The sequence below is a fragment of the Bacillus sp. BK450 genome, from assembly GCF_004364885.1.
In the GTDB taxonomy this organism is placed as follows: Bacteria; Bacillota; Bacilli; order Bacillales; family Bacillaceae; genus Bacillus; species Bacillus safensis.
Genome location: NZ_SOBQ01000002.1, coordinates 177,428 through 200,308 on the forward strand (window position 1 = coordinate 177,428; position 22,881 = coordinate 200,308).

Below are 22,881 nucleotides of genomic sequence, written 5' to 3' on the forward strand. Positions count from 1 at the left end.
TTGCCAGCTGAAATATACATTGATGGTGCTAGCGCAGGAAATCCAGGTCCTTCTGGCATCGGCATTTTCATTAAATATGATGGAAAGGCAGAATCTTTCTCTATTCCTCTCGGATCCATGAGCAATCACGAAGCAGAATTTACCGCTCTCATTGAAGGGATGAAAATCTGCGTAAAAAAAGGACTGCGTTCCGTTTCGTTCCGAACAGATTCACAGGTAGTTGACCGTGCGGCCAATGCAGGATTTGCAAAAAATCCAGCCTTTCAGCATTTTATCAAAGAGATGATCGAGCTTCAAAGCCAGTTTGATTTATTTTTCATTAAGTGGATTCCAAGCAAGGAAAATCAAGTAGCAGATCAGCTCGCTAGAAAAGCGATTCACCTTTCTAAAGGATGAATCGCTTTTTTTCGGTTATGCTAATGTATGAGGTGATACTGATTGGATAAAGAAAATAAAGGTCGTGTCACAAATGGGACAACCCCTCAAGGTGATGCGCAAACAAAAGATAAACAACCACTATCTGAGCTCGAAAATAGAGCGAAGAAAAGCAATACAAAAAGATGACCTTAGAGATCAGCTTAGCTGAAGGGCTAAAATGATTTTTATTTTAGCCCTTTGTCTTCTTTTCAGCGTGATAGAAAACCTTTGCAGCCCTAGGAAGGACGAGTACCGGAGCGGAGCGAATTTGACATTCGTGAGCACCGGAGCGCAGACCTGCGGGCGAATGCGAGGGTTTGTCTATACGCTGAGAGATCGGCTTAGCTGATCTCTATTTTACTTATCCGATTTACCATCGGTTCAATCCCTTTGATTTGATGGTATCGCAGCATGGAAGCAGCTCGTTCTTGATTGATGTTCATTTTCGTCTCATCAATTGGACAGCTCAGCGGGACATCACATTTGATCTCTGCCAATAGACGGGAGAGCTTCAAATCTTCTAATCCTGCTTGCATTTTCTTTTGCTGTGCGGCCGTTAGTTCATGAACATTTTCTAATAACCCATCAATGGTTTGATATGTTTGAATAAATTTTAATGCTGTTTTTTCTCCGATTCCTTTGACGCCTGGGTAATTATCACTTGAATCCCCCATAAGTGCTTTCATATCGATCAGCGCCTTTGGAGAGATGCCCATTTCCTCTTCAAATAAGGCTTTTGTATAATGCTTATAGTTCCCAATTCCTTTTTGCATTAGAGCAACAGTCACTTGCTCATTCAAAATCTGAAGCAAATCTTTGTCTCCAGTTAGAACAGTCACACGTGCTTCATTCTGATAGAGTGCCGCCAGCGTGCCGATACAATCATCTGCCTCAAAGCCCTTTAAACCAACGTTTACAATTCCTAATTCTTCTGTCGCTTCCTTTGCTAAATCGAATTGCGGAATGAGCTCGACAGGTGCATCTCCTCGATTTGCTTTATAATCTTGAAACAATTCATTTCGGTATGTTTGGCTTCCCATATCCCAGCAGCAAACAATATGAGTTGGCTCAAATGTCTGAACAGCGGTTAATAAATGCTTCAAATAACCATTTACTCCATTCGTCGGGACGCCGTGATCATTTATCATAAAATTGCGATGGACAGCCGTTGCATAGAACGATCTGAAAAGAAGCGCCATGCCATCAACAAGCAGTACGTGTTTATTCATTCTTATAAACTCCCTTTTTCAAAACAATACTCCTATTCTATCATAGAACATCGAATTCGACATAAAAAAGGCGCCTTCTTCTTTTGGAAAAGAAGTGGCACCCGGGGGATTACTTTTGACCGTATTGCATTTTTTTCGATTCTGCTTCTGCGTAGGACGGCATCTCTTTTTGTTTAGGGTGACGCTCATCCTGCTTTTTTGCATGCTGCTTTTTTTCCATCATCATTCCCCTTTCTCGGTTCACTTGTTAAGATGACCAAAAAAGAGAAAGTTACTCTTTACTTCTGTTTTCGTTCGACATACTCCCTGACCATATCAATCGTGACATGCTTACGCAGCGGAACAATTCCGCCTCGTGCAAGCTCATTCATCTTCGACGTAATTTCATTGATCTCGTCAGTTGTAAATGGTTCGTTTTGCTCACACTTCAAAACAGCAGTCTCTATTGCCTGCTCTCTTTTCTGCTCAAGCGCAAGAAAAGACTTGATATGAGCATTCTGTTTTTGTGAATGTGCGGAAATCTCTTCGTGTACGCTCGTCATTTTTTATCAACTGCTTTCTTTTTTATATAGTCTATCATGAATCAAATGGTTTTCAACTGGTTCTTCCATTCATTTGTTTGCTTGTATACTTGTTCTATCATCGCTTGCTCTTTCGCATCTGTCGTCAAGCTCATGATAAATGTTTGTTTTTGTTCACTCAGCTGCTTGAGCGCTTCTGTTTCATATCTTTCAGTAAAGGTCTTCACCATCATATCGTATCTGCTCTGTAATTCTTCTTTTTCTTTATCTGCCCATTTCGTCGTTAACTGGAAAAGGACATCTCGAATCGCTTCAATAAACGCTGCCTTTCCGTTCTGTTCAAAGAAAGCTTTCGCTGATTTTTGCTTCTTTAAGAGCGGCTCAAACGGCGTCAGGTCCGCTTCCACTTCAATTTGTTTCAGCTCTGCATTTTTCTCATCTGGCGGCGACAAACGGAGAGAAAAGTAAGGATCTTCTGCACACGCAGCCTGTAATCCTTTCTCCCACTCCTCTTTGAAGTATTGAGTGATAAACGATTCCATTCGAATATCAAGCGCCTTTATCTCTTGTACAAATTCAAATTCATAATCCTTTAGCGCCTGTTCAAGCGCTTTTTTCAACTCCTGCCTGAAGTCCCCTTGAGATATTCCAGGATAAAAGGCTGTCTTTAACAGATCATTTGCATAAAGTGACAAGCGCTGAACAATGTGGTAAAGCTGTTCGTGCAAGTCCTTTTTTACACTTTCTGTCACTAGCTTAGATCGTTTAATATGGCTCATTTGATCAACGATCGCTTCATAGGATGTGTTTATCTTTTTCTTTTCTGCTTGCTTTTCATCTTCCGACTGATGCAGCGTCTCATGCAGCTTGTCGACTGTTCTACATAATGTACTCGCTTCAAAATACAGCAGCTCAATCGCATCTTTCGTTAATTCTTCCTCAATAAAATAGTCAAGCTGTGTTCTAAGCTGTGCATACTGGTTATAAGGCGACTGTCCCTTTCCTTCGATCTCTTCCTTGCTGGATACGTGATGAAGGTTTGGATGCCGGATGCCTTCTTTTGTGAGCTCATTTTTCACATAGTCAAAGACGGTTTCAAGCTCTGTTTGATCCTTTGCGAGGTCAGCTGCATTGATAATAAAAAACATTTTATCCATGCTAAAAGAATCTTTTACAAGCCCGAGTTTACGTAAAAATGACCGGTCTGCTTTTGAGAAAGAATGCTGGTAGTAAGTTAAATAAAGAAGGGCATCAGCATCCTTCATATATTGAAAGGCAATCTCTGTGTGACGTTTATTCATACTGCTGGCGCCTGGTGTATCAACAATCGTCAGGCCTTTATCTGTTAAAGGTGTACTTAAATAGACCGTCACTTCCTTCACCACACAAGAAACAGCCTCTTCTGCCACATATGGCTTTAATTCTTGAAGGGTGACATTGAGCGGCGTTTGTTTTTGAATCGAATCACGGAACTTTTCATGAGCGTTTAAAAAATGGTCAACAATGATGCGGTGATCCTGTTCAAGCTCTCTTTTTTTCAGCGATCGCTCGAGTTTCGCTTGAAACGTATCTCCCTTTTCTTCTGTTATAGAATAACCGAGAATTTGATCGAGCTCTTCTAATATTTCCTGTTCGGTTTTAAACACCACTTTCACACTTTCATGCGGATGGTCTTCTGTCGGCCGGGTCAGCTTATTGATCGTGGCCGTCGTTGGTGTAGGAGATGATGGCAGCACCTTTCTCCCAACAAGGGCATTGGCAAACGAAGATTTCCCCGAACTAAAAGCACCGAATAAGGCGAGTGTAAATTCCTTCGCTTGCAGCCGCTTTGTTCGTTTTTCAAAGGACTTTCTTTGAGATTGAAGCGCGTTTAATGGCATTAAAATTTGAGAAAGCTGCTCAAACTGGTCAATCGACTGCGCTGTCGGGATATGCTGTGATTGTCGCATTTGATCAAGCTTTATCTGCTGCTGATTTTCATTTTCGCTTTCTTCCGTATGAGTTGATGCTTGATTCTGATTTAGCTCGTCATGCTGCATCCGGTGTTTTTTCACATAAAACCAATCTTCTTCGATCTGCTCATTTGTTCCGTTTTGCCATATATCCCATACATGGTCAATATCTTTTCTGATTTGATCATTTTTTTCCATGCATTGCTCCAGCGCTTGGAGCTCCTGTGCTGCCTGGAACCATTTATCTTGCTGCTTTCCCTTTTCATTCAGGAGCTGGGTTTTCAGCATCTCGGTCATTTGTTCAATCAATGGTATTGCTTTCTGTTTCGTCTGTCTTTTCAGTGCTTCACCAGCATCTTTTGCATATTGCAAAACGTATTCATTTGAAAATGTCGCACCGTGATGGATCACGTTTTCAAGCAGTGATTCTTCTACAGGCGTTTCAAACGCCATCACTTGATTTAATAATTCTTCACCAAGCTGATGCTTCTTGACTTCTTTTTTGAGCAGTTCAGCAATATGCCAGTCTACTTCTGCTTTCATTCTTGCTTTGACATCTGCTAAGAACTCGTTCGCCCGCTTTTCTTTTTCCTGCTCGGTTTTATTTTTCGCGAACAGCAGACCTACCTTAAAGCCAGGTGCTTTTGATTCAATATAATCACTTGCGAGCTCCCTCATTTTAAATGGGGTTAGATTTGCATTTTTTAAAATGTTCTCGACTTCAGAAGACACTTCATCTTCTAACTGTTTTGCTCCATTTTCAATGAAGCTGCTTTTCTCTTCAAGTTCCTTCACTTCTTTTCTTTTTTCTTGAAGCTGTAAATCAAGATCCTCTTCCTTCAGCTCTTCTTTTAATGAGTCAATATGTTCTTTTAAAACATGCTCTATTTTCTGCTCGGTATAGGCTCGAAGCGATGCTTTCGGCAATGTTTGTAATTCTTGCAGTTTCTCGATTAAACGAATCATTTCGTTTCTTGGATGCGCCTCATCGGTTACAGATGTAAAGTATAGGTGTTCTTCTTCAATGCCTTCTTTTTGAAGCATATCAACTACTTGATTTTTGTAGTCTTCAAACGCTGTCTCATGCTCATCATGTCGATCGACTTGATTTACGATGAAATAAAGATTTGGCACTTTCTCTTTAATGGAGCGAATGAAACGAATGTTTTCCTCCGAATGAACATGGTTGTAATGAACGACATAAAAAAGAGCATCTGCTTGATGAAGTATAGACGCAGCAGATAAAAAGTGAGCATGATCCGTTGAATCAATTCCGGGTGTATCAATCACTGCCACCTTTTCTTCCAGTCCTCTATAGTCCCCGCTAATTTCCACCATTTCAATCTGTTCTCCATCCTTACAAAAACGCTGAACTGCTTCTTTATCATAAGAACCGCTCATTTTTGCAAAACGGCCATCTGAGGTGTGAAGCTTTACTTCACTCTCCCCTTTCCTCACGACGACCAAGTTTGCACTTGTTGGAATTGGACTCGTTGGCAGGATGTGATCATGAAGCAGATGATTCACAAGTGATGACTTTCCAGCTGAATAGTGGCCGGTAAATGCGATATACACTTCTTCTTCTGCTTCCTTTTTGATAATCGATGCAAGTTTGGCTGCGCGTTCATGATCATCCCTTTTGAGAAGGCTTTGATATAAAACACCTGTAGTTTGAACGAGCGAATCTCGAATAGACAAGTCTTCCATGACGATAAACCCCTTTGTTTTTAGAAAAGTCAGTTATGTATGTGATACCATTTTACACAAAATGAAGAGATTTTTCTTCTGATCTGAGGAAATAAAAAAAATCTGCTGCCCGATCAGTCGCAATTGACTGCGATCAGGAAGCAGATTTTTTAGAAACACCTTTTAATACGAAGCCAATTAATAGGCTGTATACACAGACCGTACCGAGTAAGAAAACCATTGTCATGTGATCACCGTCCATCCTTCGTGATTGAGAATGCTTATCATTAATGAAAGTGTATCACAATTGATAATGATTTTCAATACTAATTTAACAAATACTGATTGAGCGCTTTCTCTTCTGTTTGAATTCTCACAGCCATCATCCATGCATTTAAACATGTGAACAAAATGGCGGTAAAATAAGCATTAAACAAAAGCGGGATCAGCATAAGCTCAATCGCCACCACTACATAGTTAGGATGCTTTAACCAGCGATAAGGTCCTTTTTTCACCATCATCGCATTTGGTACAACTAAAATCTTTGTATTCCAATACGTCCCAAGAGAACATAATGCCCAGTATCGAATCACCTGTGTGGCCAGCAGGAAAACGAGAAACACAAGAAAATAGCGCGACGGCGGCCTGTTTAACCCCCATACCTCCACCATAAGTGAGAGAAAAAAGCCCGCATGCATAGCGACCATATAAGGATAATGACTTGCACCAAATTCAATGGCACCGATCGCTTTTACTTTCTTTTCATTTCTTTTAGCCACAAGCATTTCAATAAGCCGCTGACAAACGAAGAAACCAGTGACGATCCAAATGATCATGATAAGGCCTCCTCCCATTTCATGAGCAACAGCTCTGAGGAAAAGCCCGGACCAAGCGCTCCGCAAATACCCATATCTCCCGCTTCAGCGGATTGACGTTCAAGGTAATGTTTGATCACATACAAAACTGTGGCAGAGGACATATTTCCGTGTTGTTTAAGTACTTCTTTTGATGAAAAAAGTTGATCCTCTTGTAAGGATAGACTTTCAATATAGGCGTCAATCACTTTTTTTCCTCCAGGATGAGCAAGAAAAACCGATAGATCTTCTGCGGAAAACCCTTGCTGCTCTAAAAATTGATCGACTTGCTCCTTTAACCAGCCTGAAATAATGGAAGGGATGTCACGGGAGAAAATAACCCGAAAGCCGTCACTTGTAAATTCCCAGCCCATCACATCCTCAGACTGTTTCATTGTGACGGATTGTGTACCAATCACTTTAGGGACTGTTTTTAGATGGGTATATTCCGATACACTTTTTTCTCCAGTTAAGAGTACCGCGGCTGTCCCGTCTCCGAACAAAGAGGTCCCGATTAAATTGCTTTTTGATTGATCTTGTGGCTGGAAAGTTAAACTGCACAGTTCACAGGCGACAACCAGCACCTTTGCTTCTGGAAATGCCCTTATGTATTCGTAAGCCCGGGACAACCCTGCCGCTCCGCCCCCGCACCCTAATCCCCAGATCGGTACTCGTTTCGTATAAGGCGAAAAAGGAAGAACATTCATCAGTTTTGCATCAAGACTTGGTGTCGAAAGTCCGGTGCTTGAAATAAAAAACAATGCATCGATCTCTTCAAACGGAATCGGCTTTTTCAGGAACGCCTTCTCATGAAGACAGTGTATGATCGCTTCTTTTGCATGTGCCAATGCTTTTTCCAAATAGAGATTGTTTTTCTCCTCAAAAGAGTGGTGCGTCTGATACCATTCAATTGGCTGCACAAACTGTCTGCTCTCGATTTCTCCGTTTTGAAAAGCTCTCAGCAGCCGGTCGATATCTTTAAACGATCGTTTAAATTGGGATCTAGCAAAATCAGCCGCCTTTTTCTGATCCACATGATGTTTTGGCAGACTCGTTCCAACAGAAAGAATGTACGCCATTGGCTTCACCCCTTTTTTCGATTAATATCCCCTATCGAAAAAAGGATATACATGCCAAAACGTCACAATTCAGTCAAAATATTTTCCTCCGGCTAACTTTTTGTCTTGACGACAATTGATAAATATTGGATAATATAGGTGAAAACATGATGTAGTTTTCCTCCTTCACAGGTTCGTTCTAAGCCAAGCGAACCTGCTTTTTTTATGCAAAAAAACACTTCTAAAAGAGAAGTGTTCAGAACGTAGACCCCCCCTTTACTTTAAATAAAAGTGGGGTTTTCACTTTAATTATAAAGGGTTTACGCTGGACATAGTGTTTTCCATGTATGATTTTGACTTTGTGTACAGTTATCTAGAAAAGAACAAGTTTAAACCTCTGAACCGGACACATATTGTTTAAATCCTTCTCTAGTTGTTGTACGGTAAGCGAGAATTTGCCGATATGGGCACAATATGCGTCCATACACGCATTCATTCTTTTTAAAATAATCTGCTACTATTCTCGGACGAATGTAAGGCTTGACAGGTTTTATCCCTTGATCCATAAAAACTTAGCTCTGATTCAGTTGTACTGACTTTGATTTCTTTTGTTTCTTCTTTATTTTGTAGTGGTAAGAACTTTTCTCTATGATTTTTGAGATTAATCGCCTCTGTCTCCACTTTCCACATGAGCACCCTTTTTTCAATGAAATCGTCATTATACAACACTTTCATAAGGAATCTCCCTTTCGCTTTGAATTAATGGTCAAATCTGCTGCTATCTTAGCGTATAAATATTAACGTTTCGATCATTATTCAGAATGATTTTATTTAAACATGAATGGATCACTTTTTTTGCTGATCAACACAAAGTAACAACCATATAAAAAGGATTTTTTCCACTATATACTTAATCAATATGAGTACCAAGAAAAACAGTGAAAAAAGAAAGGATCTACAACATGGTTCGGCTCTAAATTTAATTGACTGGAGTGATTGTAATGAAAAAGGTTTCCCCAAAAAAGACACCCTACAACACGATACTTCTCTCAAAGGTAATTGGTTTAGTGCTTCTTACACTGTTTCTCTTTTTTATCTGGGATATGTCTAAACCCCATTTGCAGGCGACAAATGGGCAAGCAAAAAATGTTGCCAGCAGTGACTTCCGTGACACAAGCATCAGTCTGAAAGCAAAAGATCAGTCTACAAGAACATTGGATACACATTTTAAGACCAATCCAAACCAACAGGCAACGAATAAAACGGTCTTTTTAACATTTGATGATGGTCCTTCTGCTACATCAAATCAGCTGTTAAATGTATTAAAAGCACATCACGTGAAGGCGACGTTCTTCATGCTTGGACCGCAAATCCAAGCACACCAATCAACTGTGAAAAGACTTTATCAAGAAGGACATCAATTAGGTCTTCATGGCATGACGCATGATATAAACCTCTTTTATCAGAACAGCGAGTCTCCCGCAAATGAAATGAGAGAAGCTCAGCGTATTCTTGCCTCTGTTACTGGCGTCTACAGCCGTATTGTAAGAACCCCCTTTGGCAGTGTTCCAAATTTAACATATCATCAAAAAGTACGTTTAAACCAAAATGGCTTTATTTACTGGGACTGGACGATTGATAGCCTTGACTGGAGATATAAAAACTCACAATATGTTCCAGAGGTATTGAATCAATTGCAAATGTTTGAGAAAAATAAACCATGGGAACCAAAGGTTATTTTAATGCATGATCAACCCTCTACCACAAACTATTTAGATAGCCTGATTATACAGCTAAAAGCAAGGGGCTATACATTTGCAGTCATTAACGAAACAATGCCGCCGGTACAACATTAATAGTGCTAATCACAAAAAGCCCGTATCCAAAAGATGCGGGCTTTCAGCTTGTAGACAAACCCTCACACGCTCCTTCCTAGGATCCTAGGACTTCAAAGGTTTTTTATCAAGCTAAAAAGAAGACAAAGAGTTAAAATAAAAGGTTATTTTAGCTCTTTGTCCATCATCTGAACCCCTCTCCAAGAGAGGGGTTTACATAACAGATTGCTTAGGCTCCTCCATAAGCTCCTGCTCTGTTTCTTTTTTAAATGGAATCATGTGATAAATAATATGAAGCAAAATTGCGGTAAAGCTTCCGGCCACAATGCCGTTACTTGTTAATAATTTAATCGATTCTGGCAGATGCTCAAACATTTGCGGTACGACGGTAACACCTAAGCCGATTCCCACGGAGCAAGCGACAATGAGCAAGTTCTCCTGCTTTGCAAAGTCCACGCGCGAGAGCATTTTAATACCGTATGCGATGACCATACCAAACATGGCAACCATTGCACCGCCAAGAACTGACTTTGGAATAATCGTCGTAAAGGCAGCGATTTTAGGAAAAAGACCAAATAACATGAGCAATGCCCCTGTTACGACAATGACTTGGTTTTTCTTGACGCCTGTTAATTGGATCAATCCAACGTTTTGCGAGTAGGCTGTGTACGGAAAAGCATTGAAGATTCCGCCTAATAACACAGCAATCCCCTCTGCCCGATAGCCTTTAGCCAAATCCTTCTCTTTTAATGACCGGTTTGTTAAATCACCTAATGCGAAATAAACGCCTGTTGATTCAACTAATGACACAATCGCAACTAACGTCATGGTCATGATTGGTGCAAATTCAAAGGTCGGCATCCCAAAATAAAATGGCTCAATCATACGGAAAACCTGAGCGTTTGCCACCTCAGCTGTTTCCACTTTCCCCATAAACGCAGCAACAGCTGTCCCAAGAAGAATACCGATTAAAATGGCGATCGCCTTCATAAATCCTTTCGTGAATCGATAGAGCAGTACAATGATAAACAGTACAAGGAAAGCGAGTCCTAGATTTTCAAAAGAACCATAGTCTGCACTTCCTTCTCCTCCTGCCATATTGTTCATCGCTACTGGAATGAGGGTGATACCAATAATGGTGACGACAGAACCTGTGACAACAGGCGGGAAAAATTTCACAAGCTTTCCAAAGAAAAATGAAAGAAGAATGATAATACAACCTGAAGCGATAATACTTCCATAGATAGACGAAATTCCATACTTAGAGCCAATCGCAATCATAGGCGAAACCGCAGTAAATGTACAGCCTAATACAACAGGCAGACCGATCCCAAAGAAGCGGTTTTTCCATACTTGAAGCAATGTGGCAGCCCCGCACATGAAAATATCCGCCGAGATTAAGTAAGTCAGCTGTGCAGGCGTGAGCCCGAGCGCATCTCCAACAATGAGCGGCACAAGAACAGCACCGGCATACATCGCCAGCACATGCTGAATACCCAGTGAGAGCGTTTTGACTTTTTTAGCGGCACTCATGATTGTACCTCCCGTACAAACGTGACTTTCCCTTCCTCAAGTGATTCAATACGTGCGAGCGACTCAACGCGGTAGCCCATTTGCACAAGCGCATTTCTTCCAGGCTGGAATGATTTTTCAATGACAATGCCAAATCCGGCTACTTTTGCCTTCGCCTGCTTTGCAATCGCAGCAAGTCCTTTCGCAGCTTCACCATTCGCTAAAAAGTCATCGATGATTAACACACAATCATTTTCACTAAGATGCGTATTTGAGACAGCAATCGTGCTTTCTACTTTTTTCGTAAAAGAGTACACACTGGCTGTTAATAGGTTATCCGTTAATGTGAGTGATTGACGTTTTCTTGCAAACACAACAGGGACTTGAAGAGCAAGCCCAGCCATCACAGCAGGTGCGATGCCTGAAGATTCGATTGTGATGATTTTTGTAATGCCATCATGCTTAAATAATCTAGCAAACTCTTGCCCGATCTCATGCATTAACACAGGATCAATTTGATGATTTAAAAAAGCATCTACCTTTAATACTTGATTTGACAGAACGATTCCTTCGTTCTCAATTTTTTGACGTAACAATTCCATCATTCTTCCCCCTAGCATTTTGGCAAACATTCGATTTTTTGCATAAAAAAAGCATTGCTGTCCATGAGGAGCAAGCAATGCGAAAACGATCAACGGATCTTCAGCTCAAACAAGAGCTGTTTCATTTTGCTCACTCATAGTCGGATCGTATCGGTGTCCGGTAGAAACTTGCGTGCCATCATCACGCGATTATATGAGTGTTATAGTGTTCAAATTATAACAAGATTTCAGACACTTGGAAAGCACTTTTCTAGAAAAATACCGAACTTAAATAATAGATCAGAACAAAATGTTCGTTTTTAGAATATTCAAGCATCAAAAAAGCACCCCTCTCATGAAAGGGTGCCCTTCTTTTATGATAAATACAATTTCGTATATTTATCCGTTAAGTAGTCGATTAAATATTGAACATTTAATTCTTCGCCTGTTGCATCTTGAATGATTTCAGATGGCTTTTTCCGTTTTCCATGCTGGTGAACATGTTCCGTCAGCCATTCTTTTATCGGTGCAAAAGACCCAGTTTGAATGAGCTCATCAAAATTTGGTAAATCTTTGATCATTTGCTGCTTTAATTGCGCTGCATACATATAACCAAGGGCATATGAAGGGAAATAGCCAAAGCTTCCATCAGACCAGTGAACATCCTGCAAGATACCGAGTGCATCATTAGGAGGCGTAATACCAAGATACGCTTGATATTTTTCATTCCAAAGTGCAGGCAGATCTTCAACTGCTACTTCTTCATTGAAAATCGCTTTCTCAATTTCATAGCGGATGATAATGTGAAGCGGATATGTCAGTTCATCGGCTTCAATTCGAATGTAAGTCGGCTTCGATTCATTCACTGCATGCACAAAGTCTTCTAAAGAAACATCTTTAAATTGCTCAGGTGAAGCTTCTTGCAGCTTTTGATAATACGTTTTCCAGAAATCTTCGTGTCTGCCGATAAAGTTTTCAAAGAAAAGTGACTGTGATTCATGGATACCCATCGAAGTCCCATCACATAAAAGTGTTCCGCTCAGTGCTTCATCAATGTTTTGCTCATAGATCGCATGACCACATTCATGAATTGTGCCAAAGATCGCCATTCGAAAATCATGCTCATCATAACGGGTCGTCACACGTACGTCACCTCTGCTTAACGTTACAGCAAATGGATGGACTGTTGTATCAAGGCGGCCTGCGTCAAAATCATATCCTAATTCTTTTAAGAAAAAGAGACTCAATTCCTTTTGTTTATCGATTGGGAAGCTTTTCGATAAAAATGAAGTATCCGGCTTATTAGGTGAGGCTTCGATTTTTTTCACAAGAGGAACAATAGCGTCACGAAGTGCACCAAATTTTTGATCAAGCTGTTCAACCGTCATATCTGGCTCATAGTTATTGAGCAGCACATCATAAGGCGTTTTTTTCACGCCCCAATATTGGATGAAACGCTTGTTAAAGTCAATAAGCTGTTTTAAGTATGGTGCAAAGAGTGAAAAGTCTGATTTCTCCCTTGCTTCTACCCATACATGCTCCGCTTTTGATTGCAAAATCGAGTATTCTTTAAATTCTTCTTTCGGAATTTTACTGTTTTCATCATACTCTTTTTGTGATAATTCGAGCGCCTTCTGTGTATCTTTTGACAGCTCATCTCGATGTTTGTTTAATGCGAGAAGAAGATCTCTCATTTCATCAGAAGTCTTCATATTAAAAATATCACTTGATAATTGACCGATCGTTTCAGCTCTAAAATCCGCACTTTTTTTAGGTGCTTGTGTTCTAGAGTCCCAATAAAGTAAATGGAGCGCCTCTGTATAATGGGCGATTTTCCCTAGTAATTGATAAAACGCTTTCTCAGTTGCTTCAAGACTCATGCGTTTGTTCCCCCAATCAATAAAATATGTATGTACGTTTCAAGGCTACTTCAATGAATGTTCTTTTGTCAATGAAAAAGGAGGATACACCGTGGTATCCTCCTCATTTGCAAGCTTTCACCTATTTAAGATGTGATGATGGGCTTCACTGGCAGGACGGATTCAATTTTACTTTGAAGCTTAGTATCTTCCTGACGATCAAAGTAAATATGAATGCTTCCTGCGTCTTGGCTTGTCCGGATCAGTCTTCCGATCCCTTGGCGTAAGCGAAGCAGCATATACGGAAGGTCAACTTCAGCATGTGCATCCTTTGCTTCATTCCGTTTCGCTTCAAATACTGGATCATGCGGCGGATAAGGAAGTCCCCAGATGATCACATTCGTTAATGATTCACCTGGAATATCAAGCCCTTCCCACAGATGAACTGAGCATAACACGGATGTTTCATCAGCTTGGAACTTTTGAACTATCGTGCTGATTTCCTCGTCTCCCTCAAAATATACGTCAAACGGAAGTGATTCATTTGCTGCTTCAAGTTGTTTTCTAAAGAAATGAAGTTCATCAAATGAAGGGAAGAGAATCAGAGATCGTCCTCCATTTTCTTTCAGCTGAGTCATCACTTGCTGTGCTTTTGCCTCTTGCTCAGCGAGCTGCTGAATTCCATGGAAATAAATCTTCATTTGTTCATCGTAATCATACGGCGAAGCGACACTCATTGATAAGTAATCTTTAATCCCAAGACTTTCAGCTAAATAATCAAAGGATTGATTCTCAGACAATGTAGCGGAAGAGAAAATATATGGTCTTTTTTGCGAGAATACTTTTTCGCCAAGTACCTCTGCGACCGTCTTCGGCATCACAACAAATGTTGTATCTAATTCCTGTTTTTCCAGCCAGCTAATGGCATTTTTTTGATAAAGCGATAAAGAATACGCCATTTGTTCAATGTATTCTTCCACAACAGATAATTCGTATTGATCGATCGTATACATCTCAGATTCAAACACGAGCGCTTCTCCGATTTTTTCAAGCAAGTCACACAATTCACTTGCAGAACGCTTCACCTCATCGACACGCCCAATTTCAAGCCGGTGCGAGCCTTTGACTTCTTTGGCATGCGTTTTTAAGAGATAAAAGAACTCATCGTTTGTTGCAAGTGCATCTTCAACAAGCTCTGCAAATTCTTCGCGTATGTCGTTTTGCAAAAGACGTTCCAAAAATGTTTCGAGCGTTGATTGCTTCACTCGGTACGTTAACGCTTTTTGTGCGGCAAACTCGAGAAGATGTCCCTCATCAAATACGACGGAGCTATGCTCAGGAAGCAGCGGAAGCTGACCCTCACGTTTCCGGGATTCCTTCGTCCACACATGCTCCATGTAAAAATCATGTGAACAGATGATGAGATCTGTCGCTTTCCGGTAATGATCTCTTGATAAATTCAGACCGCAGCGATGACGCATATCGCACGTCAGGCAGTCCTGAAACGAGTCATAGCCAATTCGTGACCATTCATCATTTGATAACTCTGGATACTCTTTTCGATCGCCATACGGATAAAAGGTTTGCATGCCATGTGATTCATGAACAAATGAAGGCAGTGATTCATAAATATCGAGCCACTTTTCATCATCTTCACGCTGCATCGTTTTCTCCAGCTTTTTTAAGCATAAATATTGATCATGCGATTTACTTAATCTCGCATCTATTTGAATATCAAGGTGATTGGCAATTTTATAGATATCACCTTCTTGTTTAACGAGCTGTTCAATTAACGTTTCGTCTGCACATGCAATAATCGCAGGCTTCCCTGTATACCTTGCATATGTGACGGCAAATAATAGATAGACGATGGTTTTGCCTGTGCCTACCCCAGCTTCGGCAAACATCACACTTTTTTCTTTAAAGGCTCTTTCTAGTTGAAAAGCCATAAATATTTGTTCATCTCGAAGATCAAAGCCCTTTTCTGGCAAAATGTCATAAAACACATCACCAATCCAGTTGCCCAGTTCTTCGTAAAAATTGTGTTCTTTTGATAATGAAAAAGGCAAACGAGATGCTGTCACCTGCTTCAACCCCCAACTTTTGAATCATTCAGACATTCAATAGTACCATTTACGCTGGGGAAAAACAATCTTTTTTTATGAGCGCAGGCGATGTTGATAGCTTTCCTTCATTAAAAATGCATGCTCAGAACGTTCTATGTATGCCTGAGCCAGCGCCAAATCTTCAATGGCTGCCGTAAGCTGAGCAGATTGTCCACCTTCATGCCCTTCAATTTCTTGAGCAGTCGAAGCGAGTGCTTTTTGGATTAACTGAATTTGATCATAATGAATCATGAAGACACCTCTTTTTTTAAAATCAAGTTCAGTTTATTCCGCCTTGCTGAGAGTTATACCTTTTCTGCATAAAAAAGCCGCACCCTCTTTCGGTGCGGCCATTTCTTACGATTCGGTTGGTTGCTTTCTAGGCGGGCGTTTTCCCCAATATTGATAATAGTCTGTTTTAATAAATCCATTAAACAGTTTTCTCTTTTTCGTCGCTTTTCTTCCGAAGCACTCTTCGAATTTTTCGTGTGACGTTAAGATGTAAATGGACCATGTATCTAGGTTCTTAAACGCTTCACCCATTCCTTGATACATTTTTTCAACTGCTGGTTTATCACTCAGTCGTTCACCGTAAGGAGGATTTCCGACAATCACACCGTACTCTTCTCTTGTTTGAAAGTCTTTTACTTGCATTTGTTTAAACTCAATCAGTTCACTCAGTCCTGCTTCTTCTGCATTCATTTTTGCGATATCTACCATACGATGGTCGATGTCACTTGCAATAATGCGGAGCGGCTGATCATAGTTTGCTTTTTCTTCTACTTCCACACGCGCTTTGTTCCATACGTCTTCACCGATCCATTCCCATGATTCAGACGCAAAATCCCGGTTAAATCCTGGGGCAATGTTTTGTCCTATCATCGCTGCTTCAATGGCGATTGTTCCTGATCCGCAGAAAGGATCAACAAACGGACGGTCAGGTGTCCAGTTCGTTAATAAGACGAGCGCAGCAGCAAGCGTTTCTTTAATAGGTGCTCCGCCTTGATCCATGCGGTATCCGCGTTTATGAAGACCTACACCAGATGTATCAAGCGTAAGAACCGCTTTATCTTTTAAAAGAGCGATCTCGATTTTATATTCAGGTCCCGTCTCTTCAAGCCATTCAGACTGAATGTTGTAGGAGGATTTAAGCTTTTGCGCAATGGCTTTTTTGACGATGCGCTGGCAGTCCGGCACACTGGCAAGCTGAGATTTAACAGATTTCCCGATGACAGGAAACGTACTGTTTTTTGGTAAAAAAGCGGCCCAGTCAATCGCTTTCGTCCGTTCAAAAAGCTCATCAAATGTTTTTGCCGAAAATTCAGCAACTTGTACCTTGATCCGGTCTGCTGTACGCAGCCAAAGGTTTGCACGGCAAATCGCAAGAGCATCCCCCTTGAAAATCACTTTTCCGTTGTCGACTGTGCACTCATAGCCAAGGTCTCTTACTTCTTTTGCAACAATTGCTTCAATTCCCATTGGAGCTGTTGCGATGAGTGTATAGGTTTTCATTGATTTATCACCTGTTTTCTCGTCCTTTTATGTATTCAAGATAAAAGCTCTCCATATGTTGAAATAGGAGAGCTTTGTTTCATCATGTTTATTATAACGGATATAACGTTCTGTAAGCCATGTTTTGTTCCATCGTACTGCAAACGGCAAATGCCTCGTACTCAGGTGGTAATCATCTATCTACAGAATTCTCTGTCCTTCTCTCCGTTTGGTTCCTTTGAGAAAGTTCCCCTACCAAGTTTGGGTTTCTCGCTCGAGGGGTTTACCGCGTTCCACTCTCACCATTTCTAGTGAGACTTCGTCACTGTGGCACTTTCAAGGATACTTTGCCATATCCTAAAAAGGACGTAGGCATTTTTCCTGCCGTCAGCCTTTCCCAGGCTGCCCTGGCTTATTTTTTCGCCAGGCACGAACACTACGGGCATCTCAGCACCGTGCGAGCATGGACTTTCCTCTGCAATGCTTTAAATAGCATTACAGCGATTACCCGAACGTTAATCAATAAGCGTTATTATAAACGACAATGACATCTGACACAAGCTTTTTCAGCAACACTCAATCATAAAGTTTGCTGCCGAATACGTGTTTCTCAAGGTTCGATAGTCTTTTTAAAATATCAAAGTTTGTTGTATTAGACTGTGCAGGCTGTCTTTTCCCTTGTTCAACAGCTTCTTCAAGCTGTTTTGACAAGTGGAGGTTTTCTTGTTGAAGTTTTTCGATTTCTTGGTTGAATGTCTCATAGTCTTTAATGACCATATCTAAAAATTTATCGACTTCTTCTTGTTTGTACCCTCTGACACCTGTTTTAAATTCTTTTTCTAAAATTTCTTTCGCAGAAAGCTTTACTTTATCAGCAAGCATCTTTTTCACCTCATATCGTGAATTCATAGTATATTTTTTCAGAAATACGTGACGTTGTCAAATTTTCTCTTGCTTTTAATCAAAAAACGGATCTTCCGCCTCAACCTGCGCTCTTAGATCATCCATCGTGATGTACATAATCGGGTAATCGGTATAGGCTTCCGCCTCCCTGATCATATACTTCGGCGATCCCTCATGCTCGGGATCATATAAGACGAGAAGACCATCTGTTTTTTCAATAAAAAAGCGGTTCTTTTGTTTAAATTGTGCCGGACTTTCGTACGGTCTATGCGTGACACTTTCTACAAAATCGGCCTGTGCAAGAATTCCTTCATACAACTCTTTGTTTTGTTCATTCCAGCGCTCTTCCTGTTCATAAAATGGCGTAATGACTGCAAGTTTTAACGCTGGATATTCCTCCTGAAGCTCAAACACCACTTCGGCTGTCCAAATTTCTGCCCCAAGCTGGCCTGAGATGAGAACCCATTCCAGACCTTCTTCGATAAGGGCTGTCAGCCTTTTTTGAAGCTCCGCTTTTATGTATTGAAGTGCAGGCTCGTCTTGTTTGAATATCCCAAGCTCAAACGGCTTGTACCCTGTGACAGCAATAATTTCCATTTTTTCACCTGCTTTTAAAAAATGGGACTTATAAAAGTCCCATTCACTTTATCTGTTACAGCAAGGTCCACCGCAGTTAAAGTGTTGATGTGTTGTCGGGTCCACCTGAGAAAACGTATGCGGGAAGTAGTGAACATGTTTGAAATTATGGTGGTGAACATTTGTCACATGCTGCGGGTGGATATGCGGCACAATTGTTGTTGACTCGCTGTGTGTACAGCAATGATTCGTCGGATGAACAATTGGCTGTGTAACATTCGGATGGCAATGATGGTGATGATGGTACATGTAGCATTCCCCTCTCCTTTATTTTCTTACATTAACAATGTATGAATTAAGAGGTGTACATGTACTAATGCATTAACCTATTTTAAAAGTTGGCAAGAAAAATATCTTTATAGTTTGAAAACACAAAAGCGACCAAAATGACCACAAGAAAAAACAAGTAGAAAAGACCCTTATACATGCTATACGCTCCTCATTCAATATCTAACGTTATTTTACAGGATTCGCGGACTTTCTACAATAAAAGTGCTAAACAATTTTTATTTTCGGCCGAGAGCCGAACGTTGTCATTTTTTGCGCTTTCCCGGGTAATAATATTTCATTGCCCAACTTTTCTCAATAGCCGTTTTTTTCGCTTCTCAAGCTCTTTTGTGTCTCGCTCGCTTAACGATGAGAAAGATAATAAAGATTCCGTGATGGAAAGAGCTGACCTTGCATCTTTTTGGCGATGCTCTTTACACTTCGCAAGCTCTATACCCGCTTTTAATGCTAAATGGACATCACTTGATTCAAATAATGTTTCCCAAATTCGAACTGCTTCATCCCACTCGTTTAGACGTTTATATTGTAAGGAGAGATCAAAAGCCGCCTGATTGGCATGTTCAAAATTAGCACCTGTTAATTCCCGCAAATGCTTCGTAGCTTCCTGTACATCACGATGCGCAAGATGCCACCTAGCCAGCGCGTATTTCTCATCATGCTCCTTTACCGCATCCATAGATAGAATTTTTTTGGATAGATGAATGTAGAGGCTAATTAACGAAAGGACGTCTAATTCATTATGAGTCAAAATCCCTTCAATGAGCTTCGGATTTTGTTCCTTTAAAAAGTGAAAATAGATCATCGGTGCCAAAAAACCCGGTGTGTCTCCTTCCCGGTGAACGTGCAGCTCTTCTTTTTCAACCACAGACAGCGCCATTCGTTCATATTTATGCTTCCACAACCGTCTTGACCCATGCAGAAGATCAAAGTGGCCAAACTCTGGAAGCGCAGGGATTTGATCTCGTAGCAAAGTATGTCTCGTTTTCACTTGCGGCCAATCGAATGATTTTCCATTATATGTAACGAGCGATTCTACGTTCACTTCATCGAGAAAGCTTTTATAAAGAGCCGCTTCATTTCCCGGATTTGTGAGCAGGTGCTGTTTCACCACTACTTTGTCAGCAAAGACCCGCGCATGTCCTAGCAAGAAGATCATATTTCCCGTTCCACCAGATAATCCAGTTGTTTCTGTATCAAAGAAAAACAGTTCATGCGGCTTGTAACCTTTAGCCGATAGAGAATGCTGGATGCTGCTTTTGTTCCATGCCTCGATGATCTTTGGCAGTTCCGCAAACGAGTAGAGTCCATGCTTATCATCTAATGAATAGGTGACTTCTCGAATGAGACAAAAAGAATCCTCAAAGTGATAAGGAGCTGCACCCAATTTCTCCCATTCCTTTAAAAATGGAATGTTTTCGGCCGTCACAGGCAGAGGTTGCCCTTCCACTGGTTTTGGCCGTTTTTCGTTTGGCTGGTTGTGCGATAGGTGCTTCTTCATTCGATTTAATTTCCCTTTTAAAGACATGAGTAAGTATCTTCCTCCTTCCCCTTAAAATACAGACATCAATTCAACAATGCTGCTTTTTCCGCTCACCTCTCTCATTTCCATGCCAATGCAGGATGGACAGCCGTTCTCACAGCGGCACCGCTCTATCAGCTGAATGGCTGCACCTGCTATTTCATCGAAACGAGCTTGGACTTCTTTGCTTAAACCGATTCCGCCAGGATAGTGGTCATATAAAAAGACTGTCGGTTTACCGGTATGTGCCGCTTTAATTTGTGAAACAACATGAATATCTGAGCGGTCACACATCACAAAAGCAGGTACAATGTGCTGAAGAACATTTGCGATGCCAAGCAGGAGCTGTTCAAGTGTTTTCTCTTCAAATCTCCGCTCTGCTTCATGTAATTCAAACCAAGCAGCACTCGTATGAATTTCTTCTTCAGGTAGGTGAATTGGACCAGAGCCGATATTTTCACCAGTACTGAGCCGGATTTTTTTGAAAATTGTTGGCATTGCGTTGACAGTCACATCACCGTAGTGAACAGATACTGCTTCTTTCTCTGTTGTCTGATCGATTTCCAGTACCTTGAGCTGAACAGCTAAATTCGCATCTGTATAGTATTCTACATCCACTTGTTTCACATAAGCCTTCAAATGCTCATAATCTAGCTTTTCTACTTGATACTGAACCCCTTCATGTAAATAAATCGCCTCATCATGAAGCAGTGTCATTGCACTGAATCGATCCATCTCTCCAATAATCCGAACATTCGCTACGTCGGATTGATCCACAATTACCACATTTTCTTGGCTTGCAGACCGCAGGCTGATGCCATGCGCTGGGAACGATTGATCTGACCAATAATACCGGTTCCCGCTAAAATGAAGAACCCCTTCCTCATGTAAGTATTGCAAAATGTCTTCTACTTCCATGCCGCCAAACTGTTCATCCGTCCGAAATGGCAGCTCGTAGGAAGCACATTTTAGATGATCCACTAAAATAATGAGATTTTCAGGATTGATTCTGGCTGCTTCAGGCGGTCTATTAAAGAAATATTCAGGGTGTCTGACAATATATTGATCAAGGGGTGAGGAACTCGCCACCATGATAATGAGCGCCTCCCCATGACGCCTTCCAGCACGTCCTGCCTGCTGCCATGTACTCGCTACACTGCCAGGATACCCCGTCATAATGCATACCTTTAGCTGACCTATATCTACCCCTAATTCTAGTGCGTTCGTGCTCACGACACCTAGAATGTCTCCTTCTCTTAACCCCTTTTCAATCACGCGCCGCTCTTTTGGCAAATAGCCTCCGCGATACCCGCGAATCGATTTTGGACCGATTTCTTTTTTCACAAGCTCTTGAATATGACTTAAAATCACTTCTACTCGTACTCTGCTTCTAGCAAAAACGATCGTTTGAATTTTTTCTTTTAAAAATGTTTTAGCCAATTGGTTGACGACAGTGGCAGCGCTTTGTCTAATATTTAATGGTTTATTCACCACTGGCGGGTTATAAAACACAAAATTCTTTTTACCGCTAGGCGCTCCGTTTCGTTCAATAAGATGCACTTTGCTACCTGTGAGCTGCTGCGCCAGCTCTTTTGGATTTGCAATCGTTGCGGAAGTACAAATGAAAATCGGATCACTTCCATAAAATGCACAAATTCGTTTTAACCTGCGAATCACATTAGCCACATGACTGCCAAATACGCCTCGATATGTATGAAGCTCATCAATGACAATATACTTCAAATTCTCAAATAAACTGACCCATTTCGTATGATGAGGCAAAATAGCTGAATGCAGCATATCTGGGTTTGTGATGACAATATGTCCTGCTTGTCTGACTCGCTGCCGAATGGCCGGGGAGGTATCCCCGTCATATGTTTCACTATGAATCGGAACATCCATCTCGTGGATGATCTCGTTAAGTTCACTCTTTTGATCCTGTGCGAGCGCTTTTGTTGGGAATAAATAAAGAGAGCGGTTTGTCTGGTCTTCTGCAATCGACTGAAGAACAGGCAGATTGTAGCAAAGCGTTTTACCTGAAGCTGTTGGTGTAACCGTTACTACATGCTCACCATCCATTACTCGTTCAAAGGCTTCTTTTTGATGAATATACAGCTCTTTCACGCCTCGTTTTTCAAGCGCCTTTTTTAGCCTGTCGTCCACTCTTTCAGGAACGGGTGAGGTCTGTGCAGGCTTTGCTTCAATTTCATGCCAATGTTCTATCTGTTCGTCTTTCTTTAATTCTTCTATCAGTTCGTTCATTGTTTTCTTTTTCATATTGCGTCCACCTCTCATTCTAGTGTACCGAATATTTGTTTGCATGACTAGGCGGCAATTTTTTGATGCGGACTTATGAGCAAATACTTTGAACTGTTGTAACAGTATCGATTACACTTCTATAGTGAAATGATTTTATCAAGGAAGAAGATGATCAG

At 41.0% G+C, this 22,881-nt stretch carries 20 protein-coding genes, 1 other RNA gene, 1 pseudogene and 1 riboswitch; of the genes and pseudogenes, 3 read left to right on the forward strand and 19 right to left on the reverse strand.

The genetic code is table 11. The annotated features are described in order from the left end of the window. Both EV579_RS05975 and EV579_RS05980 read left to right on the forward strand, forming a co-directional pair. Nucleotides 1-396 carry a reverse transcriptase-like protein gene (locus EV579_RS05975; protein ID WP_044333282.1) on the forward strand — a complete coding sequence of 132 codons (396 nt, stop codon included), beginning with the start codon at nucleotides 1-3 and terminating at the stop codon, nucleotides 394-396. A 42-nt stretch (nucleotides 397-438) separates the two neighbouring features. Then, the gene (locus EV579_RS05980; RefSeq protein ID WP_122631021.1) at nucleotides 439-564 is read left to right on the forward strand and encodes a small, acid-soluble spore protein L; all 126 of its coding nucleotides are present in this window, start codon (nucleotides 439-441) and stop codon (nucleotides 562-564) included. A 194-nt stretch (nucleotides 565-758) separates the two neighbouring features. Here EV579_RS05980 and EV579_RS05985 read toward each other — a convergent pair whose 3' ends face one another. The 7 genes and pseudogenes from EV579_RS05985 to EV579_RS19060 form a co-directional block, all read right to left on the reverse strand. Further along, nucleotides 759-1,646 carry a 5'-3' exonuclease gene (locus tag EV579_RS05985; RefSeq protein ID WP_133744129.1) on the reverse strand — a complete coding sequence of 296 codons (888 nt, stop codon included), beginning with the start codon at nucleotides 1,644-1,646 and terminating at the stop codon, nucleotides 759-761. Nucleotides 1,647-1,924: 278 nt separating this feature from the next. Next, a complete protein-coding gene (locus EV579_RS05990) occupies nucleotides 1,925-2,188 on the reverse strand; it encodes a YpbS family protein (RefSeq protein WP_024422753.1) in 264 nt (87 codons plus the stop codon). A 41-nt stretch (nucleotides 2,189-2,229) separates the two neighbouring features. Then, the gene (gene dynA, locus EV579_RS05995) at nucleotides 2,230-5,826 is read right to left on the reverse strand and encodes a dynamin GTPase (protein WP_133744130.1); all 3,597 of its coding nucleotides are present in this window, start codon (nucleotides 5,824-5,826) and stop codon (nucleotides 2,230-2,232) included. A gap of 133 nt (nucleotides 5,827-5,959) precedes the next feature. Next, complete coding sequence (fbpC, locus tag EV579_RS19260; protein WP_306299200.1) at nucleotides 5,960-6,067, reverse strand: Fur-regulated basic protein FbpC; 108 nt, start codon at nucleotides 6,065-6,067, stop codon at nucleotides 5,960-5,962. Nucleotides 6,068-6,131: 64 nt separating this feature from the next. Beyond that, the gene (locus EV579_RS06005) at nucleotides 6,132-6,641 is read right to left on the reverse strand and encodes an isoprenylcysteine carboxyl methyltransferase family protein (RefSeq protein WP_133744131.1); all 510 of its coding nucleotides are present in this window, start codon (nucleotides 6,639-6,641) and stop codon (nucleotides 6,132-6,134) included. Beyond that, the gene (locus EV579_RS06010) at nucleotides 6,638-7,738 is read right to left on the reverse strand and encodes a type III polyketide synthase (protein ID WP_133744132.1); all 1,101 of its coding nucleotides are present in this window, start codon (nucleotides 7,736-7,738) and stop codon (nucleotides 6,638-6,640) included. Before EV579_RS06010 ends, EV579_RS06005 begins: the two co-directional genes overlap by 4 nt. Nucleotides 7,739-8,109: 371 nt before the next feature. Continuing rightward, a pseudogene (locus EV579_RS19060) lies at nucleotides 8,110-8,452 on the reverse strand (hypothetical protein); the annotation flags it as partial. A gap of 266 nt (nucleotides 8,453-8,718) precedes the next feature. On the opposite strand from EV579_RS19060, the gene EV579_RS06020 reads away from it, so the two are divergent. Then, entirely contained in the window at nucleotides 8,719-9,573 is an 855-nt protein-coding gene (locus EV579_RS06020) for a polysaccharide deacetylase family protein (protein ID WP_133744134.1), read from the forward strand. 192 nt (nucleotides 9,574-9,765) lie between these two features. Here EV579_RS06020 and pbuX read toward each other — a convergent pair whose 3' ends face one another. The 12 genes from pbuX to EV579_RS06080 form a co-directional block, all read right to left on the reverse strand. Continuing rightward, nucleotides 9,766-11,085: a xanthine permease PbuX gene (pbuX, locus tag EV579_RS06025; protein ID WP_133744135.1), complete on the reverse strand. Its 1,320-nt coding sequence runs from the start codon at nucleotides 11,083-11,085 to the stop codon at nucleotides 9,766-9,768. Continuing rightward, complete coding sequence (xpt, locus tag EV579_RS06030; protein ID WP_024422759.1) at nucleotides 11,082-11,666, reverse strand: xanthine phosphoribosyltransferase; 585 nt, start codon at nucleotides 11,664-11,666, stop codon at nucleotides 11,082-11,084. Before xpt ends, pbuX begins: the two co-directional genes overlap by 4 nt. A gap of 117 nt (nucleotides 11,667-11,783) precedes the next feature. After that, nucleotides 11,784-11,883: riboswitch (purine riboswitch) on the reverse strand. Nucleotides 11,884-12,019: 136 nt separating this feature from the next. Then, complete coding sequence (locus tag EV579_RS06035; RefSeq protein ID WP_025093083.1) at nucleotides 12,020-13,525, reverse strand: carboxypeptidase M32; 1,506 nt, start codon at nucleotides 13,523-13,525, stop codon at nucleotides 12,020-12,022. Nucleotides 13,526-13,650: 125 nt separating this feature from the next. Further along, entirely contained in the window at nucleotides 13,651-15,588 is a 1,938-nt protein-coding gene (locus EV579_RS06040) for an ATP-dependent DNA helicase (protein ID WP_024422761.1), read from the reverse strand. A 75-nt stretch (nucleotides 15,589-15,663) separates the two neighbouring features. Next, nucleotides 15,664-15,861, reverse strand: a complete 198-nt coding sequence (locus EV579_RS06045) for a hypothetical protein (RefSeq protein ID WP_024422762.1) — start codon at nucleotides 15,859-15,861, stop codon at nucleotides 15,664-15,666. 105 nt (nucleotides 15,862-15,966) lie between these two features. Further along, nucleotides 15,967-17,121, reverse strand: coding sequence for a THUMP domain-containing class I SAM-dependent RNA methyltransferase (locus EV579_RS06050; RefSeq protein ID WP_133744136.1), 1,155 nt, complete (start codon nucleotides 17,119-17,121; stop codon nucleotides 15,967-15,969). Nucleotides 17,122-17,229: 108 nt separating this feature from the next. Then, an RNA gene (gene rnpB, locus EV579_RS06055) (RNase P RNA component class B) lies at nucleotides 17,230-17,616 on the reverse strand. A gap of 60 nt (nucleotides 17,617-17,676) precedes the next feature. Continuing rightward, nucleotides 17,677-17,982 carry a cell division regulator GpsB gene (gene gpsB / locus EV579_RS06060; RefSeq protein WP_012010336.1) on the reverse strand — a complete coding sequence of 102 codons (306 nt, stop codon included), beginning with the start codon at nucleotides 17,980-17,982 and terminating at the stop codon, nucleotides 17,677-17,679. Nucleotides 17,983-18,057: 75 nt separating this feature from the next. Further along, nucleotides 18,058-18,600: an SLOG family protein gene (locus EV579_RS06065; RefSeq protein ID WP_166644687.1), complete on the reverse strand. Its 543-nt coding sequence runs from the start codon at nucleotides 18,598-18,600 to the stop codon at nucleotides 18,058-18,060. Between the two features lie 48 nt (nucleotides 18,601-18,648). Then, nucleotides 18,649-18,888: a CotD family spore coat protein gene (locus EV579_RS06070; protein WP_073206049.1), complete on the reverse strand. Its 240-nt coding sequence runs from the start codon at nucleotides 18,886-18,888 to the stop codon at nucleotides 18,649-18,651. Between the two features lie 316 nt (nucleotides 18,889-19,204). Beyond that, nucleotides 19,205-20,452 carry a ribonuclease H-like domain-containing protein gene (locus tag EV579_RS06075; protein ID WP_133744137.1) on the reverse strand — a complete coding sequence of 416 codons (1,248 nt, stop codon included), beginning with the start codon at nucleotides 20,450-20,452 and terminating at the stop codon, nucleotides 19,205-19,207. A gap of 24 nt (nucleotides 20,453-20,476) precedes the next feature. Continuing rightward, nucleotides 20,477-22,723 carry a DEAD/DEAH box helicase gene (locus tag EV579_RS06080; RefSeq protein WP_073206055.1) on the reverse strand — a complete coding sequence of 749 codons (2,247 nt, stop codon included), beginning with the start codon at nucleotides 22,721-22,723 and terminating at the stop codon, nucleotides 20,477-20,479. Nucleotides 22,724-22,881 lie beyond the last annotated feature (158 nt).

Excerpts from the sequence above, each read along its gene's own strand:
- EV579_RS05985 (WP_133744129.1), bottom strand. The coding sequence starts at position 1,646 with ATGAATAAACACGTACTGCTTGTTGATGGCATGGCGCTTCTTTTCAGA.
- EV579_RS05990 (WP_024422753.1), bottom strand. The coding sequence starts at position 2,188 with ATGACGAGCGTACACGAAGAGATTTCCGCACATTCACAAAAACAGAAT.
- dynA (WP_133744130.1), bottom strand. The coding sequence starts at position 5,826 with ATGGAAGACTTGTCTATTCGAGATTCGCTCGTTCAAACTACAGGTGTT.
- fbpC (WP_306299200.1), bottom strand. The coding sequence starts at position 6,067 with ATGGACGGTGATCACATGACAATGGTTTTCTTACTCGGTACGGTCTGT.
- EV579_RS06005 (WP_133744131.1), bottom strand. The coding sequence starts at position 6,641 with ATGATCATTTGGATCGTCACTGGTTTCTTCGTTTGTCAGCGGCTTATT.
- EV579_RS06010 (WP_133744132.1), bottom strand. The coding sequence starts at position 7,738 with ATGGCGTACATTCTTTCTGTTGGAACGAGTCTGCCAAAACATCATGTG.
- EV579_RS06020 (WP_133744134.1), top strand. The coding sequence starts at position 8,719 with ATGAAAAAGGTTTCCCCAAAAAAGACACCCTACAACACGATACTTCTC.
- pbuX (WP_133744135.1), bottom strand. The coding sequence starts at position 11,085 with ATGAGTGCCGCTAAAAAAGTCAAAACGCTCTCACTGGGTATTCAGCAT.
- xpt (WP_024422759.1), bottom strand. The coding sequence starts at position 11,666 with ATGGAATTGTTACGTCAAAAAATTGAGAACGAAGGAATCGTTCTGTCA.
- EV579_RS06035 (WP_025093083.1), bottom strand. The coding sequence starts at position 13,525 with ATGAGTCTTGAAGCAACTGAGAAAGCGTTTTATCAATTACTAGGGAAA.
- EV579_RS06045 (WP_024422762.1), bottom strand. The coding sequence starts at position 15,861 with ATGATTCATTATGATCAAATTCAGTTAATCCAAAAAGCACTCGCTTCG.
- EV579_RS06050 (WP_133744136.1), bottom strand. The coding sequence starts at position 17,121 with ATGAAAACCTATACACTCATCGCAACAGCTCCAATGGGAATTGAAGCA.
- gpsB (WP_012010336.1), bottom strand. The coding sequence starts at position 17,982 with ATGCTTGCTGATAAAGTAAAGCTTTCTGCGAAAGAAATTTTAGAAAAA.
- EV579_RS06065 (WP_166644687.1), bottom strand. The coding sequence starts at position 18,600 with ATGGAAATTATTGCTGTCACAGGGTACAAGCCGTTTGAGCTTGGGATA.
- EV579_RS06070 (WP_073206049.1), bottom strand. The coding sequence starts at position 18,888 with ATGTACCATCATCACCATCATTGCCATCCGAATGTTACACAGCCAATT.
- EV579_RS06075 (WP_133744137.1), bottom strand. The coding sequence starts at position 20,452 with ATGTCTTTAAAAGGGAAATTAAATCGAATGAAGAAGCACCTATCGCAC.
- EV579_RS06080 (WP_073206055.1), bottom strand. The coding sequence starts at position 22,723 with ATGAAAAAGAAAACAATGAACGAACTGATAGAAGAATTAAAGAAAGAC.